Source organism: Ignavibacterium sp., from assembly GCF_025998815.1.
GTDB lineage: Bacteria > Bacteroidota > Ignavibacteria > Ignavibacteriales > Ignavibacteriaceae > Ignavibacterium.
The window spans coordinates 1,564,363-1,581,238 of sequence record NZ_AP026678.1; the positions used below are offsets into that span (position 1 = coordinate 1,564,363).

The following is a 16,876-nucleotide window of genomic DNA, read 5'->3' on the forward strand; positions in this document are numbered from 1 at the left end:
AATTGCATATATGAAAAAACAAAAACCAAATTCTTACAAACCTGATTGGACTCCAGAAAATGCTGGTGATGAATTCGCAGTAAGAGTTGTTAAAGGTGTTGAGCATACAGAGAATATTAATAAATTATCTTCATCCAAACGCAAACATCTTTCCGTTGATGATTATGTTAATGGTGTTTTGAATTTTGATAGAAATATTCTGGCACGAACCATAACATTAATTGAAAGCAACAATCCGGTTCATCACGATACTGCACAGGAAGTCCTTAAGAAACTTCTTCCCTACTCAGGTAAATCATTACGAATTGGAATCACCGGTGTTCCCGGTGCGGGCAAAAGTACTTTAATTGAAACTCTCGGAATGTTTCTGATAGGTCAAGGTCATAAAGTTGCTGTGCTTACTGTTGATCCAAGCAGTACAGTAACAAAAGGAAGTATTCTGGGCGATAAAACAAGAATGGAAAAACTTTCAAAAGAAGAAAATTGTTTTATTCGTCCTTCGCCATCAGGTGGTGAACTTGGAGGTGTAGCAAGAAAAACCCGGGAAACAATTACTATAGTAGAAGCTGCAGGATTTGATGTTGTTCTTATTGAAACTGTCGGAGTTGGTCAGAGTGAAGTTACAGTTCGTTCGATGGTAGATTTCTTTTTACTCGTTTTGATTGCCGGTGCAGGTGATGAGCTTCAGGGAATAAAAAGAGGTGTAATGGAATTATGCGATGCGATTTTCATAAATAAAGCTGATGGTGATAATGAAAAAAGAGCTTTGATTGCTCAAACAGATTATAATAATGCTCTTCATTATCTTCAACCAGCTACAAAAGGTTGGCAGCCCAAAGCATACACCGGTTCTGCTTTAACCGGAAAAGGAATTCATGAATTATGGAATGTTATTTTAAAATTTGAAAAGCTAACAAAATCCAACGGAACATTTGAAGAACGAAGAAGTAATCAGATTGTTGAATGGGCTTTTAAAATGGTAGAGAATAAACTTATCGATGATTTTTATAATGATGAAAACATTAAAAAGATAATTAGTAAAGTAAAGGACGAAATCCTTAAAGGACAACTAACTCCTACCTTGGCCGCTGAAAAACTTCTTAACATTTATAAAACAAAAAAGGGTTCGAAATGAACCCTTTCAAAAATTTAATTTAAATAAAATTATCACTTTAAATTCATTCCAAAACAAATATAAGATGCTGAAAAAAATTCAGTGTACATGTCAGACTTTTTTTTCAGAAGTCTCTTATAAATTAAAACTCATCCATTCCTTCTTCATCCTGTGGTCGTCTCCGTTCTCTATCCTTATTGTTATTGGATGGAGATAATCTGTATGTTATTCCCAGATATGCAATTCTTGTATCAAATTTTCTGTAAGAAGAAGTTATAAAATTCTGGCCGAAAGTTTCGCTTTCCCATTTTCTTGTATTAAAAACATCGCTTAGCCGGAATGATACGGAAAGTTGTCCGTCCAGAAAATCCTTTCTAACAGCAAAATCGGTGACAAATTGTTCTTTCATCTTAGTCTGTGCCATTACTCTGGGTCCATCGTAATTCAGATTGATCTGCAGATTAAAATCTTTACTTATGGAGAAAGTATTATTCATTTTTGCCATCCAGCTATTATCAGAATTTAATATACCCAGCCCATCAAATTCATTATTAAAATATGTAAAACTCGTATTAGTTCTGAACCAGTCAAAAAGAGGTGAACTGAATGTCAACTCAAGTCCGTACGAAATATTTTTAGCAAGATTTTCCCAGGTTCGCTCTGTTATACCGTTTTCATTTACAATAGTGTACTCCGTTATTGCATCCTGAGTTGTTCTGTAAAAAATTGAAGATGTTAGAGCAGTTTTGTTAAACAGTTTTGAGTAACCTAATTCGAGAGAATTTGTAAATTCAGGTTTAAGTTCCGGATTTCCATAATAAATATTTAAAGAATCCGATCGGTCAACATAAGGATTTAATCTACGGTTATTTGGTCTTTCAACTCTTCTGCTGTAACTCAATTGAATTTCCTGTTGTGAAGGCAATCCCTGAACAAGATGAACAGTAGGATATAATGCAAAATAATCATTAGTGAATGATGAATTTGAAAGATTTTCATTTCCTTTAACATCTGCCTGTTCTGCTCTAAGACCAAACTGGTATTTGAATTCATCAATATTATTTGAATAAATCCCGTAAACGGCATAAATATTTTCCTTATAATCAAAATCGGTCTTTCTTGTTAAATCCTCTGACCAATCTCCTGTAATATTATTAAGATTGAGATAATCATTTTTTGAATTAAAATTTTTAAGGTTAATTTCGAACCCCGTTTCAATTCTGCCAAATCCCTCAATAGGATTTATATAATTCGATTGAAATGTCCAGCGTGTACTCTTATTGTCCGACAATCCTTTTTCAAAAAATTCTTCACCGGTTGGGATAAAATCGGTTGTGAAATTCTTTTGAACGATATCTTCATCTCTCGTCATTTTAAAATCACCAAAAATAATATCGGTTGTAAACTCCGCTCCTTTTGTATCAAAAGTTCTTTTATAACTTAAGGTATACTGCATAGCATTCATTCTACGAACTGCATCACCGCTTCGCTCAAAATATCTTGTTACAGCATTAGCGGAATTAAGATTTGTTGTTTTAATCAGACTCTGATTATCAAATCCGAATTTTCTGTAACGAGTTGAAAAAGTAAATGTATTATAGTTATCAGGTGTTACATCAATTCCCGCAGTAAAGTTATGACCAAAATGATTAAATGTACCATCATTGAACTGATCAAGATATGAAGTAACATTATTAATATTATTGGTTCTGAATGAACTTCCGCTGTTATCAGAATTTCTGATTCTGGAATCAATCGAAAAGAAAAAATTTATATCAGGAAATTTATAATTGAAATTCAAGGAGCCGTTAAAATTTTCTTTAGTACCGCCGGTAAGACTTATAGTTCCGTTCAAACCACCGTTTATTCTTTTCTTAAGAACAATATTCAGAATGCCTCCGGTACCTTCGGGGTCATAACGAGCCGAAGGATTAGTAACTAATTCAATAGATTCAATCTGGCTTGCAGGGATATTAGATAAAACATCTCCGCTTCCCAATCCAAGTAACTCGCTGGGCTTTCCATCAATTAATATTCTTACATTCTGATTTCCACGGTAACTTACATTTCCATCTGCATCAACAGTAACCGACGGAATATTCTGAACAACATCTACAGCAGTTCCTCCGAGGTTAGTTAAATCTTTCTCTACATTGATAACTTTCTTATCGAGATTATTAATGATCACTTCCTTCTCACCTGTAACCACAACATTCGAAAGTTCAATCGTCTTTTCATCAAGAGCAATAACTCCCAAATCTATTTCTGGTTTGTTAGGCGTAATGCGAATAGAATCTATTGTCCGATTATCATAACCAATGTACGAAGCTCGCAGGAAATAAAATCCGGGTCTTAAATTGCTTAAAGTAAATTTGCCTTCTTTATCTGTAATTGTTCCATTTACCATTGCAGAATCACGATAGCTGAACAGAACAACATTACAATACTCTATTATTTGTTTAGTTTGTGCATCAATAATTTTCCCGGTTATTTTTCCGTTTAACTGCATTCCCTGAAAATTTCCCTGACGATTTTGAGCAAAGCCAATATTGGCAAAAATCAGGAACGCTATTAGCAAATATTTATTGAACATAATCCTCTCTCAATTTTTTGATTTGACAATAAAGTAAACACTCAGGTTTAACTTTTAATTCAAATTTGCCTGAAATAAGATGTGAAAATACAAAAAATGGTGCAAACTGATGTGGCAATTAATCATAAAAAAAGCAGTTCACCTTTTAAGATGAACTGCTTATTACTAATAAAGCACTAATTTAATTTGAAATTTTTATTTCAACTCTTCGGTTGAATGCCCTGTTGATATCGCTGTCATTTGATCGAATCGGTTGTTTTTCTCCAAACCAGCTTCTGCTTATTCTGTTTGGATTTACACCTTTACTGATGAGATAATTATATACAGTCTCGACTCTTCTCTGCGAAAGTTTTTCATTGTATTCATCTGAACCAAAGCTATCTGTATGTCCGGAGATCACAACCTGAACATCCTTAAATTCATTTAATGTCTTTACTGCCTGATCAAGAATCGGATATGATTCAGGTCGTAGTGTATATTTATCAAAATCGAAATGAACATTAAATAATAAAGGTTCTTTTACTCTTACAGTGTCTTTCTGATATTTAATAACTTCATAAGGTTCTTTAATGATGATAGAATCACGATAATAAATCTCTCTTATTCCATCTGGACATTTGTCACATAAATCAGATTGATCGCCTTTTGAGAAGTACCATAGTAATCCGAAATCAATTCTACCGTATGTATCACCATTTCCACCAAAGAAACCTTTAAAGTTTTCATTGAACCTGTCATTACCATCAATTTTATTGTTTGAAGCAGTCTGGTAAACGGCTTCAGTTTTCAAGGCAAAAGATTCTGATAATCCCCACCTAACACCAACACCAAAATTCATTTGATAGCCAAAGAAGTCGTCGTCTAGGTCAGGATTGAATGAACTTTCATTTTTGAAAAATGTTACACCACCTCCGAATAAAAGATAAGGAGAGACACTGCGACATGGAAGAAATTCATAAAGTACTTCAAGGTTTGAACTGAATTGATTAAGAAAATGAGATTGAACCTGATCACCAGGAAATCTATAGTAATTCGATTCAATTCTTAAATAGTTATTTAATAAACGGAGACTTACCTGTTCATTAAAAAAATATTCAAGAGAGAAGTACCCTCCGTAATTTTCATTTCCCGAAAAATCAGTTCCACTAACACTGAAAAATCTTGGATAGGATGCACCAATACCGAATGCCCATTTATCCGAATATGTTTGAGAATAAGACATCTGAATATTTATGAGCAGAAGTCCGATAATAAAATATAATTTTTTCATATTTCCTCGTAACTTTTTAATAGAAAGAGGCAAAGTAAATGCCATCAAAATGACTGAATATGAATATGATTGTGTTGAAAATTGATTTTCTTTTCGCAATTATTTTTGAAGTTAGTGGATTAATAAACTAATTTTGTCAAAAGGGAATTTTAATAATCAGGTTGTTGCCATGAAAAAAAACAAAATATTTTTCTTTTTATTACTAAGCACATCAATTTTCGTAATTGTCTCAACAATTACCCCTGCACAAATTAAAAATGAAGCATATTACAAAAGAATAAGCGATCTGAAATTTAAAACAAACAAATTTCTTCTTTCCTTAGAAGGTGGCTTTACTCAGGGCTTTACTGACTATAAAAAACAAGTTTCCAGCTCTGTTTTCAGATTTGCTACTGAATATAATTTTCATCCTGCAACAGGAATGAATCTGGGTTTTGGACTTCGGGCTGGTCTTGGTAATGTTGATGGACAGGATAACCGACAAAGAATAGCAACAAATGATGGACTTAGAAATATACCCGACAAAATTTCTACTAAGTTCTTTGAGCTTGGAGTTACCGGAAACATTGGATTTGATTTATTTGAAATAGTAAGTCCGTATGTTATGTTCAGTGCATCTTATTTTAATTTTGACCCGCAACTTGAGGACGGAACCAACGCCGCTTTCAGCAGAGATGGTAAGTATGAAAGAATAATTTCGAACCTCGGTATCGGTGGTGGAATGCGTTACAACATCAGTAATGCTATTTCACTTTATGTTCAGGGGGAATATTTCCTTCCCAATACAGATTACCTTGAAGATGTTTCTGCATCAACAAGTAAAGACAGTTATATGTCAATCTCTCTCGGTTTTTCATATAATCTCCTTGCTAAAAGAGATTCAGATGGAGATGGTATTCCGGATGATGTTGATCAATGTGTAAAAGCTCCCGAAACTTTTAATGGCTATAAAGATGAAGATGGTTGCCCTGAATTTGACAGTGATGGAGACGGAATTATTGATGACATAGATGATTGTATTGGAATACCTGAAGACTTCAACGGAATTAAAGATGATGATGGTTGCCCGGATGCAGACAAAGACAGTGATGGAATTGCGGATTATATGGATAAATGTCCTGACGAAGCTGAGGATATTGATGGTTTTCAGGATCAGGATGGATGCCCTGATTTAGATAATGATAATGATGGTATTCCGGATAAAGTTGATGAATGCCCTAATGAACCTGAAACAATAAACGGATATCTTGATGAAGATGGTTGTCCTGATGAAGTTGAACTTGGAATCACCATTGATGAAATGGTTCTCAGCGCTGATGATCTTTTCCAATCAAATTCAGCTAAGTTCAAAGAAACTGCAACAGCTCAGTTAAATGATTTAGTTAAATTTTTAAAGGGAAGACCAAATACAAGATGGAGAATTGAAGGACATATGGATAGTCAGGGAACTGCTTCTTATATAAAGAAAATGTCTTATGACAGAGCTAAAGCTGTTTACGATTATCTTGTTTCGAAAGGACTTGATCCACAGAGATTTGAGATTTATGGTTTAGCTGATAACTTCCCTATTGCGAATAATCTTACAGAAGAAGGAAGGAAACAAAACAGAAGAATCAGAATAGTTTTGCAGAAATAAGAAAATTATAAAATGATTATTTGACAATTGGGGAATAATCTGCAGGTAATTTTTACCTGAATTTGGAATACAAGCTGAAATCGCTGAATTTTCGTATAACGAAGGGTGGTATAATTTTTCCTGAAACTTTCGAAAATCAGGTATGAAAATGATTTCAGCTGAAAAAATAAAAATTGCAGACTTTACATCCTCTGGTGAGGTAAGTAAAAATTCAGCAAGAGATTTAAGAAGAAAAAAAGCACTAAAGATAAGTATGATTAAGACCTATCTTTCAGTGCTTTACTTTTTTGTGTTGGTTGGTTTGACTTTGTATTTATTCGTTAAGTGAGTAACCGGCTAACTTAATTTCTTAATTACTTTTGCAGGAACTCCCGCAACAACCGTATTTGGTGGAACATCCTTAGTTACCACTGCACCTGCACCAACAATGGCATTCTCTCCTATCGTTACACCGCACATAATTGTAGCCGATGAACCAATTGAAGCACCGTTTTTAACGAAAGTTTCTTCAAGTTTCCAATCGGCTTCGGTTTGCATTGAGCCATCAGGATTTACTGCACGAGGAAGTTTATCATTGATGAAAGTAACATTGTGCCCAACGAAAACCCCATCACCAATGTGAACTCCTTCGCAAATAAAAGTGTGAGAAGAAATCTTACAGTTTTTACCTATGGTTGCATTCTTCTGTATTTCTACAAAAGTTCCAATCTTTGTATTATCTCCAATGGTACAACCATAAAGATTTACGAAATCGAATATTTTAACATTTTCCCCAAGTTTTACATTATTGATATTTTTTTTCTCCACAGTAATAACCTCACAATATATTTTTTATGCTGAAATTAAATCAGCTAATTCAATAATCTGACCCATATTTTTTATTGATCTGTCACTTGCTTCAAGAATTTTTACCACTTCCAGACCATCGTAGCCATTTGTTTTTGGTAAACGGTTTTCTTTAATAGCATCTAGACATTCTCTGGCAGCAAGTGCAAGAGCTTCAACCTGAATTACTTTTGGTGAATACATATCACCAATTCTGTACTGCACTAATGCTTCATGAATTTTTTCTGTTGATTTAATATCAATACCACTGTCATAAACTTTAATCTTTTCCATGTTCTCCATATCATCATAAACTACCATTTTCTTATCTCCACCAACAATCATCCTTCTAATTTTAACAGGTGAAGTCCAATTGACATGGAAATGTGCAAAGCAATTATTCTCGAAGTAAACACAAATGTGCGCAAGATTTTCCATTCCATTGAAATTAGCTATTCCGGTTGCTGTAATTGCCTTTGGTTTTTGATGATTCATTAGATGAAGCATAATTGAAAGGTCGTGCGGTGCAAGATCCCAAACAACATTCACATCTTTTTGGAATAATCCCAGATTAATTCTCTCAGAATCAAAATAGAGTATATTACCAAGCTCACCTTTATCAACAAGTTCTTTTAATTTAATTACTGCACCATTATATATAAATGTATGATCAACAAATATTTTAAGATTTTTTCTTTCGGCAGTTTCAATTAAATCAACAGCTTCACCTACAGATGCAGTAAAAGGTTTTTCGACCCAGATGTGTTTACCATTTTCAAGAGCTGTTTTGGCAAGCGGATAATGTGTTGCTACCGGAGTTGCAATAACTACTAAATCAATATCACCTTTTAATACTTGGTCATAATCTTCTGTGAAATATGCATTGGGAAATTTCGGCTTACTTGCTTTAATCCGGCTTGGATTCAAATCGCACCCAATTACTTTTTCAACATCCGGTTGCGCTAAAAAATTTCTTAAAAGATTTGGACCCCAATAACCAAGTCCGATTATTCCAACTTTCATAAAAAACCTTTCTTTTATCTGGCTCCTCTTGAAAAGAGCATAACAGGAATTGTTTGAAAAATTAATTGTAAGTCAAGCCAGGGTGACATGTTGTTTATATAATAAATATCCATCACAACGCTGTCATCGAAAGAAACCTGACTTCTTCCCCAAACCTGCCATACACCAGTACAACCAGGCATTACATTAACTCTTCGCTTCTGCCATTCAGTATAGTTTTCAAATTCATAAGGGAGACAGGGACGAGGACCAACTAAACTCATATCTCCTTTAATAACATTGAAAAGCTGTGGTAATTCATCAAGAGAAGTTTTCCTTATAAATCGTCCAATCCAGGTAATTCTGTCTTCATTAACAACCTTCAAATCCTTTCCACCTGTTTGACCTTTTTTCATAAACTCAATCATTTTCTTCTTTCGTTCTTCATCCTCGCCATCAACAGGTTTCATTGATCTGAATTTATAAAAATCAAATTCTCTTCCGTAAAGGCCTATACGCTTTTGTTTATAAAAAACTGGACCAGGTGATGATAATTTTACAAGAATTGCAATAGTTATCATTACAGGGGAAAGAAGTATCAATCCAATTATTGCAAATGCAATATCGAAAAATCGCTTTAATGTAAGAGTAAAAGAATCATTGTATTTTGGATCTACAGATATTACGGGAATATCAATGTACTTCTCTGTCTTTATTCTTTCTGTTATTACATCAAAAATTTCAGAAGTAATACTAACTTTAACATCGAGAGTTTTACAATAATCAATCGTGCTGAAAACTTTGTCATAATCTTCATCTTCATCCATCGCAACAATCAGTTCATCTATTTTTAATTCTTTAATCAGATAAGGAAGATCTGAAAGCCGGCCAAAATTTCTAAGATCATTTATAATGAACTCACCTATTTTTTTCTGATCATTTACAAATCCTACTACATTCAATCCAATTGGGTTCTCATAAATGAGTTTTGTAGCCAGAAGTTTTCCAGCTTCTCCATCACCAACAATCAGAACATTTTTTCTTAAACCTGCTTTACTTAATTCAATGTAGAACTGTCTTAATAAAAATACTCTGATAGAGATAAACAAAGGAATACTTATTAACAAAAAGATAAAAATCAGTAATCTTGAGTCTGTTAGTCCATAAAAATCCAATGCCATAGAAAACAGCACAATAGTAAGAGCACTGAAATAAACAGCTTTCAGCAATGCAGCAAAATGATTTGTTCTTTTTAGAATCACATCAATCATATATAAGCCGTTATACTGAAAAACAAGAATTATAAATGAAACTACCAGGAAAATCAGAGGGATTACAAACGGATGACTTGCATAAAACTCAATGATTGATTTTGAGGAATCGTTTCTTAACAAATAAACCGAAATGAAAAATGAAAATGTCAGAATTACTGTATCAACAATCGAATAAACATTTTTGTAATTAAGTAATTTTTGCATAAGTGGAAATCTATTTATTAAAAAATGCCCTCACTGAGTTTTGATGGTCGCCACTATCGTGCCACTAAAGTACTATTATTTGTTCATTTTTTAGCTATTTTTCTATAAAATTGGTTTCAAACTGAGAATATAGAAATATCAATAACTGATTGAGACAAATATCAATTCTTCAAGAAAAATTCCTTAATACTGTCTGCTACATATTTAATCTGATCATCAGTCAATTCAGGAAACATTGGCAATGAAAGACCAGTGAATGCAAGCTTTTCAGTTTCCGGAAAATCGCCTTCTTTATATCCTAAATCTTTGAAACATTCCTGTAGATGAAGTGGAACAGGATAATGTAATCCTGTAGCGATTCCCTTTTCCTGTAAATAATCTTTTAGTTTATCCCTCAACTCCGAATTTTTCTTTACATCTGATGCTGCCTGAACCTGAATTACATAAAGATGATAGACATGTTTAGCATAGCTCATCTCGGTTGGCAGTTTTATTTTATCAAATTCTCCCAAATGTTCACGGTATTTTTTAGCAACATCTCTTCTTCCTTCCGTCCACTTGGGTAAGTATTTAAGTTTCACTCCAAGCACAGCACCCTGAATACCTTCCATTCGGTAATTATGTCCATAAGTCTGATGATAATATTTCTTCGATTGCCCGTGCTCTCTAAGTTTCACAAAATAATCTGCAAGCTCATCATCGTTTGTGCATATTGCACCTGCTTCCCCATAAGCTCCAAGATTTTTCCCCGGATAAAAACTGAAAGATGCTGCCTCAGAAAGTCCACCGGTTTTCTTTCCTTTATATTCAGCAAGATGAGATTGCGCACAATCTTCCACCAGATGAATATTTTTTGCGTTGGCAATCTCTCTTAAAGGGTCCATATCTGCTGGCTGACCATAAAGATGAACCGCTACTATTGCTTTCGTTCGCGGAGAGATAACTGCCTCAACTTTCTTTGGATCAATATTATAACTATCAGAATCACAATCGACAAAGACAGGTTTTGCACCGCATAGTGTAGCACCCCAGGCAGTTGCGATAAAAGTATTTGCAGGAATAATTACTTCATCTCCCGGTTTTATTCCCAAAGCCCATAGTGCCAGATGATTTCCGTCTGTACCTGAACTTAACCCAACACAATGTTTAACATTATGTGCTTTGGCAAATTCTTTTTCAAAATTTTTAACAGAATTACCAAGTATGTAAGCAGTATTATCCAAAACTTCTTGGATTGCTTCATTAACTTCTTTTTTAATACTATTGTACTGAGCTTTTAAATCCAGAAAAGGTACTTGCATTTTTATCTCCTCAATGAATGAATTGTAAAAGTTAAATTTGTATTGTTTCAAATATTATGCTAAGTAATTTTCTTTGTTTAATTACTTGAATTGAAAAGAATTGTCTTGATGATAAATAGCAAATATTTAACAACTTTGACACATATTTTTATATTATTCTCATTTTAATAATTTTTGATTTAAGTTTTAGGAAATACTCAATAAAACATAGGCATAATAATTGGACAATTCTTTCAACAAATCGAGTGTCATCTCAGAAAGTATTATGAAAAATTTATTTATAGTGTTTGTCGCTTTAATATTATTCAATACGAATTCATATACTCAAATTCTTAACCCGGGTGACGGAGTAAGAATAATTTTCTACAATATTAATGATAATATATCAGGAGATTATTACATTCAGCAGGATGGTTTATTGCAGTTACCATTTATCGGAAACATTGATACAAGAAATCGTGATTTTAAGTTTATCAAAAATCAGATTGTAACAAAGTATGATTCACTTTATAAAAATCCGGAGCTAACGGTTCAGCCGTTGTTAAGAATTAATATTCTTGGCGAGGTGAGAAATCCCGGTTACTACTATGTAACTGATGTTGAAAAAATAACCGGAATTCTTGCTTTGGCTGGCGGCGTTACAGGTGCTGCAGCTTCAAAAGAAATTTATATCCTCAGGGGTGAAGAAGAAATTGAATTAAATGTTTCAGAATTAACAGCTAAAGGAAACACTGCAGCAGACTTTGGGCTTCGCTCGGGAGACAGAATTTTTGTACCAAGAAGTTTCTGGGCTGATGCATCTCAATACGCAATTATATTTTCCGGAATTGCTGTCCTTAGTACAGTAATAGCATTACTAATCAGATAATAAAAAGTCAAATGAGTATGGAACAGAATAAAAATAACGAAGAATATATACCTCTCAGATTCAGCAGCAAAAATGTACCTAAGAGAGAGAAAACACTTATTGAAATATTTCAGATAATTGCAAGGAATAAAAAAATATTATTCGCCACCGTAGGCGTTTTCCTGGTTGCTGCATTAATCTACAGCTTTACAGCTACCCCGATTTATGAAACAAGTGCAACTTTAAAAAAAGAAGGAAATCCAAACGACAGAAGATTAGGCTCAGGAACAGACATATCAACACTTTTAAGTTTGCAATCAACGGATGAAATCGAAACCGAGCTTGAACTGATAAAAACATTTAAAGTTGCTTCAGAAGTAGCCAAAGAATTGGACCTTTTTGTAAATGTTAAAGAAATTAAATGGAACAGTAACGATAAAAATTATGAAGTAAATAAAACCTTTGTTGAAATGAGTGATCCATCATTCATATCAAAAAATTCAAGAAAATTCAGAATACCTGAAAAGTTTAAGATAAAATTCAATCGTACAGAGGATCTGATTAGTGGTGATTTCTCAATTGTAAAAAAGAATGTAGATAAATATGAACTAATTGATTTGTTAAGTGGTAAAAAGATTTCTGAAAGCACAATTGAAAAACCTAAGTATGATGGAATTTCTCTGCTTGATACTATACCCGGTTTTACAATCAAACGTGATACTGCTGCAATATTTATTCTACCAATAAATGAAGATGTTAAAATAGAATTCCGATGGGATCAGGCGCCGGAAAAAAGTGAACTGATATTCTCAATAAATGATATAAATAGCATAGCAATGGGTGTTTCTGGTGGTATTAAAGTTTCAAGGTTGGGAAAGACAAATATTTTTAATTTGGGATATTCCAGCAGATCTGCATATGCGGCTACTGTTATTACTAATACTTTTGTAAATAAATACCGGGAAGCACGAATGGAGCAGAAAAAAGAAACCATTCGTTATAGTTATAATACTGTTGATAAGCAACTTTTGGAGATTCAGGATAAATTACGAGAAGCAGAGGAAATTTTAAGTAACTTTAAAGCCAGTGGACAAATAATGACCATTGATGCGAGTTCACAAAACTTAATTGGTTATCTTAGCAGGCTTGAAGCAGAAAAAATGAATATAGACTTACAGCTTTCCGATTATAAAAACCGGGTTGCTGACTTAAAGAGCCAAATAAATAAGACTGGATATTTTGACCAAAGTTATTTAGGTCCAACTACAACAGCAGATAATAGTGCTTTCAGCGAGTTAATGCGTCAGCTTTCTACATTAGAACTTCAGAGGATTGAATTACTACAAAAAAGAACTGAAAACCATCCGGATGTTAAAGCTATTGATGAGCAAATTCAGGTAGTAAAAGAAAAACTCTCCAGTTTCAATCAAAATACTATTACCGCATATGAAATTCTTATAAATACTTTAGAAAAAAAGTTACTTAGAATTAATGATATGATGTCGAAATATGAAGCTAAATTACAGAGTTTACCGGCTCAGGAAAATAAGCTTGCACAAATCTTAAGACAAAAAGCTACTTACGAAAAAATATTTACTATTCTGCTTGATCAAAGAGAAGCAATGCGTGTTGCTGAACTTTCTAGTCCGCAGGATATTTCTATAGTTGATCTTGCAAAAATGCCGAACAGACCTTCGTGGCCTAAAAAACAAATGATTGTTATGATAAGTATCTTACTTGGAAGTTTTACCGGAATACTTATTATTTTTCTACTTGAACTGAGAAAATCTAAATTTATCATTCTCGACGAACTTGAAGAAGAATTTAAGATTCCAATTCTTTCCTTAATACCAAAGCTTTCTAAGGAAGTTATTAAAGCAGTTGAAAATAATCCCGAACATAAAGTTGCTTTACTCACTGTTCAGGATGATGGATTGAAGGAAACTTATCGTGTACTAAAAACAAAATTATTCCAGAACATTAATCCCGAAACCAAATTGTTAATGATAACCAGTTGTGAAGAAGATTCGGGTAAAACCACTGTGGCTACAAACCTGGCGGCATCTTTAGCGCAAGAAGGCAAAAGAGTTCTTCTTATCGACTGCGATTTAAGAAAAGGTGATCTCTCTGGATTGTTTGGACTCAGTAAAGAAACAAAAGGGTTACTGGATTATTTACTCAACGATAGTCCACCTAAAATTTATACCCGAGCTTCAAAGAATATTGATATAATTCCCTCAGGTGGCTTAAGCTCTGATTCCGGCACATTGCTCGATTCAGCCAGAATGAGATTACTCTTCAGGTCACTTGATACAACACAGTATGATTTAATAATTGTTGATACACCACCAGTAACCCGAGTTGTCGATCCTCTGGTATTATCACATTCCTTGCATAATGCAATTGTGGTGGTGAGACCTGAACATTCCCTTTTAGAAACTGTTCGCTGGGGAATATCCGAATTGCTAAATGCTAAAATCAGTGTTAAAGGATTAGTAATTAACGCTGCAGATATAGAAAATTCCTATTACTATAAGCATCGTTATGGTTATGGTTATGGTTATGGAAGCAAAAATGGAAATGGCAAAGCAAAAGATGCAAAAAAGATTAAGCAGGAATTTCAACTGAAGTTTAAAGATCAGCTTACGCATAAGAATTAATGTTGAGCTTTAATAAAAATGATTATTGAAAACCTGCTTGTGGACTAAGTAGGGTTAATTTTTAACAATGTAAAATAGATTTTGTCCGATTATATAATTAAAATTATAAATCCATCTGATTATACAGGTTGGAATTCTGAAATTCTGAAGTTTGATCATTACTCATTTTTTCATTCTTCTGAATGGTCCAGAATTCTGACAGATACCTATCATTATAAACCAGTTTATTTCAGTTTAATCAGAAATAACAGGATTTGTTCCGTAGTACCTGCTATGGAAATTAAAAGTAAATTAACCGGAAAAAGAATTGTTTCACTCCCCTTCAGTGATTTCTGTGAGCCATTGTTTAATTCAATTGAGGAATCCGAAACACTTAAAGAAAAAATTTTTGAGTATTGTGAAAACAATCATCTGAAATTTATTGAGTTTCGTACTTCAGAGACCAGATTCCCTTTTGAAACCGGGCAATTCAGAACTGACTTACGACACATCTTAAATCTTGTCCCTGATAAAAATGAATTAAAGAAAAACTTATCGGATAATACAAAAAGAAATATTAAAAGTGCCATCAAAGAAGGGATTATCATTAAAGAAGAAAATTCAGAAGCAGCATTAAAAACCTTTTACAAGCTACAGTGTATAACACGAAAAAAACATGGATTACCCCCTCAACCTGAATCATTCTTTGATAATATTTACAAACATATACTATCTCAGAGTAAAGGGACAATGTTTTTCGCTTATCTCAATGGGAAGCCAATTGCCTCTCTTATGTTTTTCACTTTCGGTGAAAAAGCTTTATATAAATTCGGAGCTTCTTTAAATCAGAGTTTACCAAAAGGTGCAAATCATTTGCTGATGTGGGAAGCTATTGAAAAGTATTCCTCTCTTGGATTTAAAGAATTTGATTTCGGAAGAACAGAAACTAATCACGAAGGATTACGAAGATATAAACTTGGTTTTGGTGCCGATGAGATGATTATTTATACGACACGATATGATATAAGAACCAAAAGTTTCATTCAACCTGAGACCAGGACTACCGGCATACATAATAAAATTTTTGGGAAACTGCCACTTCCTGTTCTTAAGGTTATAGGAAATACTTTTTATAAGTATATGGGTTGAGAATGAATTTTTCAGTTACAAATAATTTGGAAGACGAAAGAATTCTTAATTTTATATTAAGCGATAACAGAGCTACCATATATCATCATCCTGCCTGGTTAAAAGCAATTTCAGATGGGATAAATAAGGAAGGCAGATATCTTTTAATTTCAGAGAATCAAACTATAAAGGGACTGATCCCATTCATAATTTATCATAATAAATTCGTGTCACTACCTTTCACAACACATTGTACACCTCTATTACCTGAAGATATTATATTTGAGGATTTAATTTTACAGATAAATCAATTATTTAATAAAGTTAAAGGTTTTAAATTCACCTTCCGAGAAGAAAATTTGTCAATTCCATATCAATCAGTTTCTGACTATTATTCTCATAGAATTCAGCTGGAGAACGATGTCGACAAAATGTTTAATTCTTTCCTAAATCGAAAAATCAGAAGATTCATAAAAAGATCTAATGAAAATGGCTTTATCTTAAAATTGGGTAAAGATGAAAAAGATCTTCAAACATTTTATAAACTGGAGTGTAAACTTCGCAAAAGCTTAGGATTACCCCCAGCACCATATAAGTTTTTCATAAGTTTATGGAAGAATTTATTTCCAAAAGATTTAATGATACTGCCAATAGTCATAAAAGACTCAATCCCGGTAGCGGCATCTATTGTATTAAAATTTAAAAAGGAAGTGATTATTGAATACACTGCATTGGATAAAAAATTTATAAACATTTATCCGAACCATTTTCTTCACTGGGAAATAATTAAAAAATCAATCAATGAATATCGCGCAGATACGCTTGATATGGGTAGAACAGATAAAAGGCAAAGTGGTTTAATATTCTTCAAAGAGAGCTGGAATGCAAACCGAACTAATTTAATCGAAGTTACAAACTCTAAAGATAAATGCTTAAAACAATCTTTCATTTATTCTTGTTTCAGAAAAATTAATAAACTTTTTCCCGAGAAATTACTAATTCTTGAAGGGAAGCTATTATTCAAACACTTTGAATAATTTTAA

General features: G+C 33.2%; 13 protein-coding genes. 7 read left to right on the plus strand and 6 right to left on the minus strand.

The window, feature by feature from the left end:
• Window positions 1-10: 10 nt before the first annotated feature.
• Window positions 11-1,135 carry a methylmalonyl Co-A mutase-associated GTPase MeaB gene (gene meaB / locus Q0X14_RS06770; RefSeq protein WP_297844240.1) on the plus strand — a complete coding sequence of 375 codons (1,125 nt, stop codon included), beginning with the start codon at window positions 11-13 and terminating at the stop codon, window positions 1,133-1,135.
• A 121-nt stretch (window positions 1,136-1,256) separates the two neighbouring features.
• Here the strand turns inward: meaB and Q0X14_RS06775 are convergent, their stop codons facing one another.
• Together Q0X14_RS06775 and Q0X14_RS06780 are read right to left on the minus strand one after the other, a co-directional pair.
• Window positions 1,257-3,707 carry a TonB-dependent receptor gene (locus Q0X14_RS06775; RefSeq protein WP_297844244.1) on the minus strand — a complete coding sequence of 817 codons (2,451 nt, stop codon included), beginning with the start codon at window positions 3,705-3,707 and terminating at the stop codon, window positions 1,257-1,259.
• Window positions 3,708-3,888: 181 nt separating this feature from the next.
• Window positions 3,889-4,977: an OmpA family protein gene (locus tag Q0X14_RS06780; RefSeq protein ID WP_297844247.1), complete on the minus strand. Its 1,089-nt coding sequence runs from the start codon at window positions 4,975-4,977 to the stop codon at window positions 3,889-3,891.
• Window positions 4,978-5,146: 169 nt separating this feature from the next.
• Here Q0X14_RS06780 and Q0X14_RS06785 point away from each other — a divergent pair, with 169 nt between their 5' ends.
• Together Q0X14_RS06785 and Q0X14_RS06790 are read left to right on the plus strand one after the other, a co-directional pair.
• Window positions 5,147-6,613, plus strand: a complete 1,467-nt coding sequence (locus Q0X14_RS06785) for an OmpA family protein (protein WP_297844250.1) — start codon at window positions 5,147-5,149, stop codon at window positions 6,611-6,613.
• 148 nt (window positions 6,614-6,761) lie between these two features.
• The gene (locus Q0X14_RS06790) at window positions 6,762-6,941 is read left to right on the plus strand and encodes a hypothetical protein (RefSeq protein ID WP_297844253.1); all 180 of its coding nucleotides are present in this window, start codon (window positions 6,762-6,764) and stop codon (window positions 6,939-6,941) included.
• Between the two features lie 8 nt (window positions 6,942-6,949).
• Here the strand turns inward: Q0X14_RS06790 and Q0X14_RS06795 are convergent, their stop codons facing one another.
• The 4 genes from Q0X14_RS06795 to Q0X14_RS06810 all read right to left on the minus strand — a co-directional run bounded on the left by Q0X14_RS06795 (window position 6,950) and on the right by Q0X14_RS06810 (window position 11,219).
• Entirely contained in the window at window positions 6,950-7,420 is a 471-nt protein-coding gene (locus Q0X14_RS06795) for an acyltransferase (RefSeq protein ID WP_297844256.1), read from the minus strand.
• Window positions 7,421-7,444: 24 nt separating this feature from the next.
• Window positions 7,445-8,461, minus strand: a complete 1,017-nt coding sequence (locus Q0X14_RS06800; protein WP_297844259.1) for a Gfo/Idh/MocA family oxidoreductase — start codon at window positions 8,459-8,461, stop codon at window positions 7,445-7,447.
• Between the two features lie 14 nt (window positions 8,462-8,475).
• The gene (locus Q0X14_RS06805; RefSeq protein WP_297844262.1) at window positions 8,476-9,918 is read right to left on the minus strand and encodes a sugar transferase; all 1,443 of its coding nucleotides are present in this window, start codon (window positions 9,916-9,918) and stop codon (window positions 8,476-8,478) included.
• 161 nt (window positions 9,919-10,079) lie between these two features.
• On the minus strand, window positions 10,080-11,219 hold the full coding sequence (locus tag Q0X14_RS06810; protein WP_297844265.1) for a DegT/DnrJ/EryC1/StrS family aminotransferase: 1,140 nt from the start codon (window positions 11,217-11,219) through the stop codon (window positions 10,080-10,082).
• Between the two features lie 265 nt (window positions 11,220-11,484).
• Between Q0X14_RS06810 and Q0X14_RS06815 the strand changes: the two genes are divergently transcribed.
• The 4 genes from Q0X14_RS06815 (at window position 11,485) to Q0X14_RS06830 (ending at window position 16,870) form a co-directional block, all read left to right on the plus strand.
• Window positions 11,485-12,087 carry a polysaccharide biosynthesis/export family protein gene (locus Q0X14_RS06815; protein WP_297844267.1) on the plus strand — a complete coding sequence of 201 codons (603 nt, stop codon included), beginning with the start codon at window positions 11,485-11,487 and terminating at the stop codon, window positions 12,085-12,087.
• 17 nt (window positions 12,088-12,104) lie between these two features.
• Window positions 12,105-14,726: a polysaccharide biosynthesis tyrosine autokinase gene (locus tag Q0X14_RS06820; RefSeq protein ID WP_297844270.1), complete on the plus strand. Its 2,622-nt coding sequence runs from the start codon at window positions 12,105-12,107 to the stop codon at window positions 14,724-14,726.
• A gap of 81 nt (window positions 14,727-14,807) precedes the next feature.
• Entirely contained in the window at window positions 14,808-15,854 is a 1,047-nt protein-coding gene (locus Q0X14_RS06825) for a GNAT family N-acetyltransferase (RefSeq protein ID WP_297844273.1), read from the plus strand.
• Between the two features lie 2 nt (window positions 15,855-15,856).
• Entirely contained in the window at window positions 15,857-16,870 is a 1,014-nt protein-coding gene (locus tag Q0X14_RS06830) for a GNAT family N-acetyltransferase (RefSeq protein WP_297844276.1), read from the plus strand.
• Window positions 16,871-16,876: the final 6 nt, after the last annotated feature.

Bases quoted from the DNA above. Each gene is read 5' to 3' on its own strand.
- Q0X14_RS06790 (WP_297844253.1), top strand. From the start codon at position 6,762: ATGATTTCAGCTGAAAAAATAAAAATTGCAGACTTTACATCCTCTGGT.
- Q0X14_RS06810 (WP_297844265.1), bottom strand. From the start codon at position 11,219: ATGCAAGTACCTTTTCTGGATTTAAAAGCTCAGTACAATAGTATTAAA.
- Q0X14_RS06805 (WP_297844262.1), bottom strand. From the start codon at position 9,918: ATGCAAAAATTACTTAATTACAAAAATGTTTATTCGATTGTTGATACA.
- Q0X14_RS06800 (WP_297844259.1), bottom strand. From the start codon at position 8,461: ATGAAAGTTGGAATAATCGGACTTGGTTATTGGGGTCCAAATCTTTTA.
- Q0X14_RS06815 (WP_297844267.1), top strand. From the start codon at position 11,485: ATGAAAAATTTATTTATAGTGTTTGTCGCTTTAATATTATTCAATACG.
- meaB (WP_297844240.1), top strand. From the start codon at position 11: ATGAAAAAACAAAAACCAAATTCTTACAAACCTGATTGGACTCCAGAA.
- Q0X14_RS06820 (WP_297844270.1), top strand. From the start codon at position 12,105: ATGGAACAGAATAAAAATAACGAAGAATATATACCTCTCAGATTCAGC.
- Q0X14_RS06775 (WP_297844244.1), bottom strand. From the start codon at position 3,707: ATGTTCAATAAATATTTGCTAATAGCGTTCCTGATTTTTGCCAATATT.
- Q0X14_RS06780 (WP_297844247.1), bottom strand. From the start codon at position 4,977: ATGAAAAAATTATATTTTATTATCGGACTTCTGCTCATAAATATTCAG.
- Q0X14_RS06830 (WP_297844276.1), top strand. From the start codon at position 15,857: ATGAATTTTTCAGTTACAAATAATTTGGAAGACGAAAGAATTCTTAAT.
- Q0X14_RS06785 (WP_297844250.1), top strand. From the start codon at position 5,147: ATGAAAAAAAACAAAATATTTTTCTTTTTATTACTAAGCACATCAATT.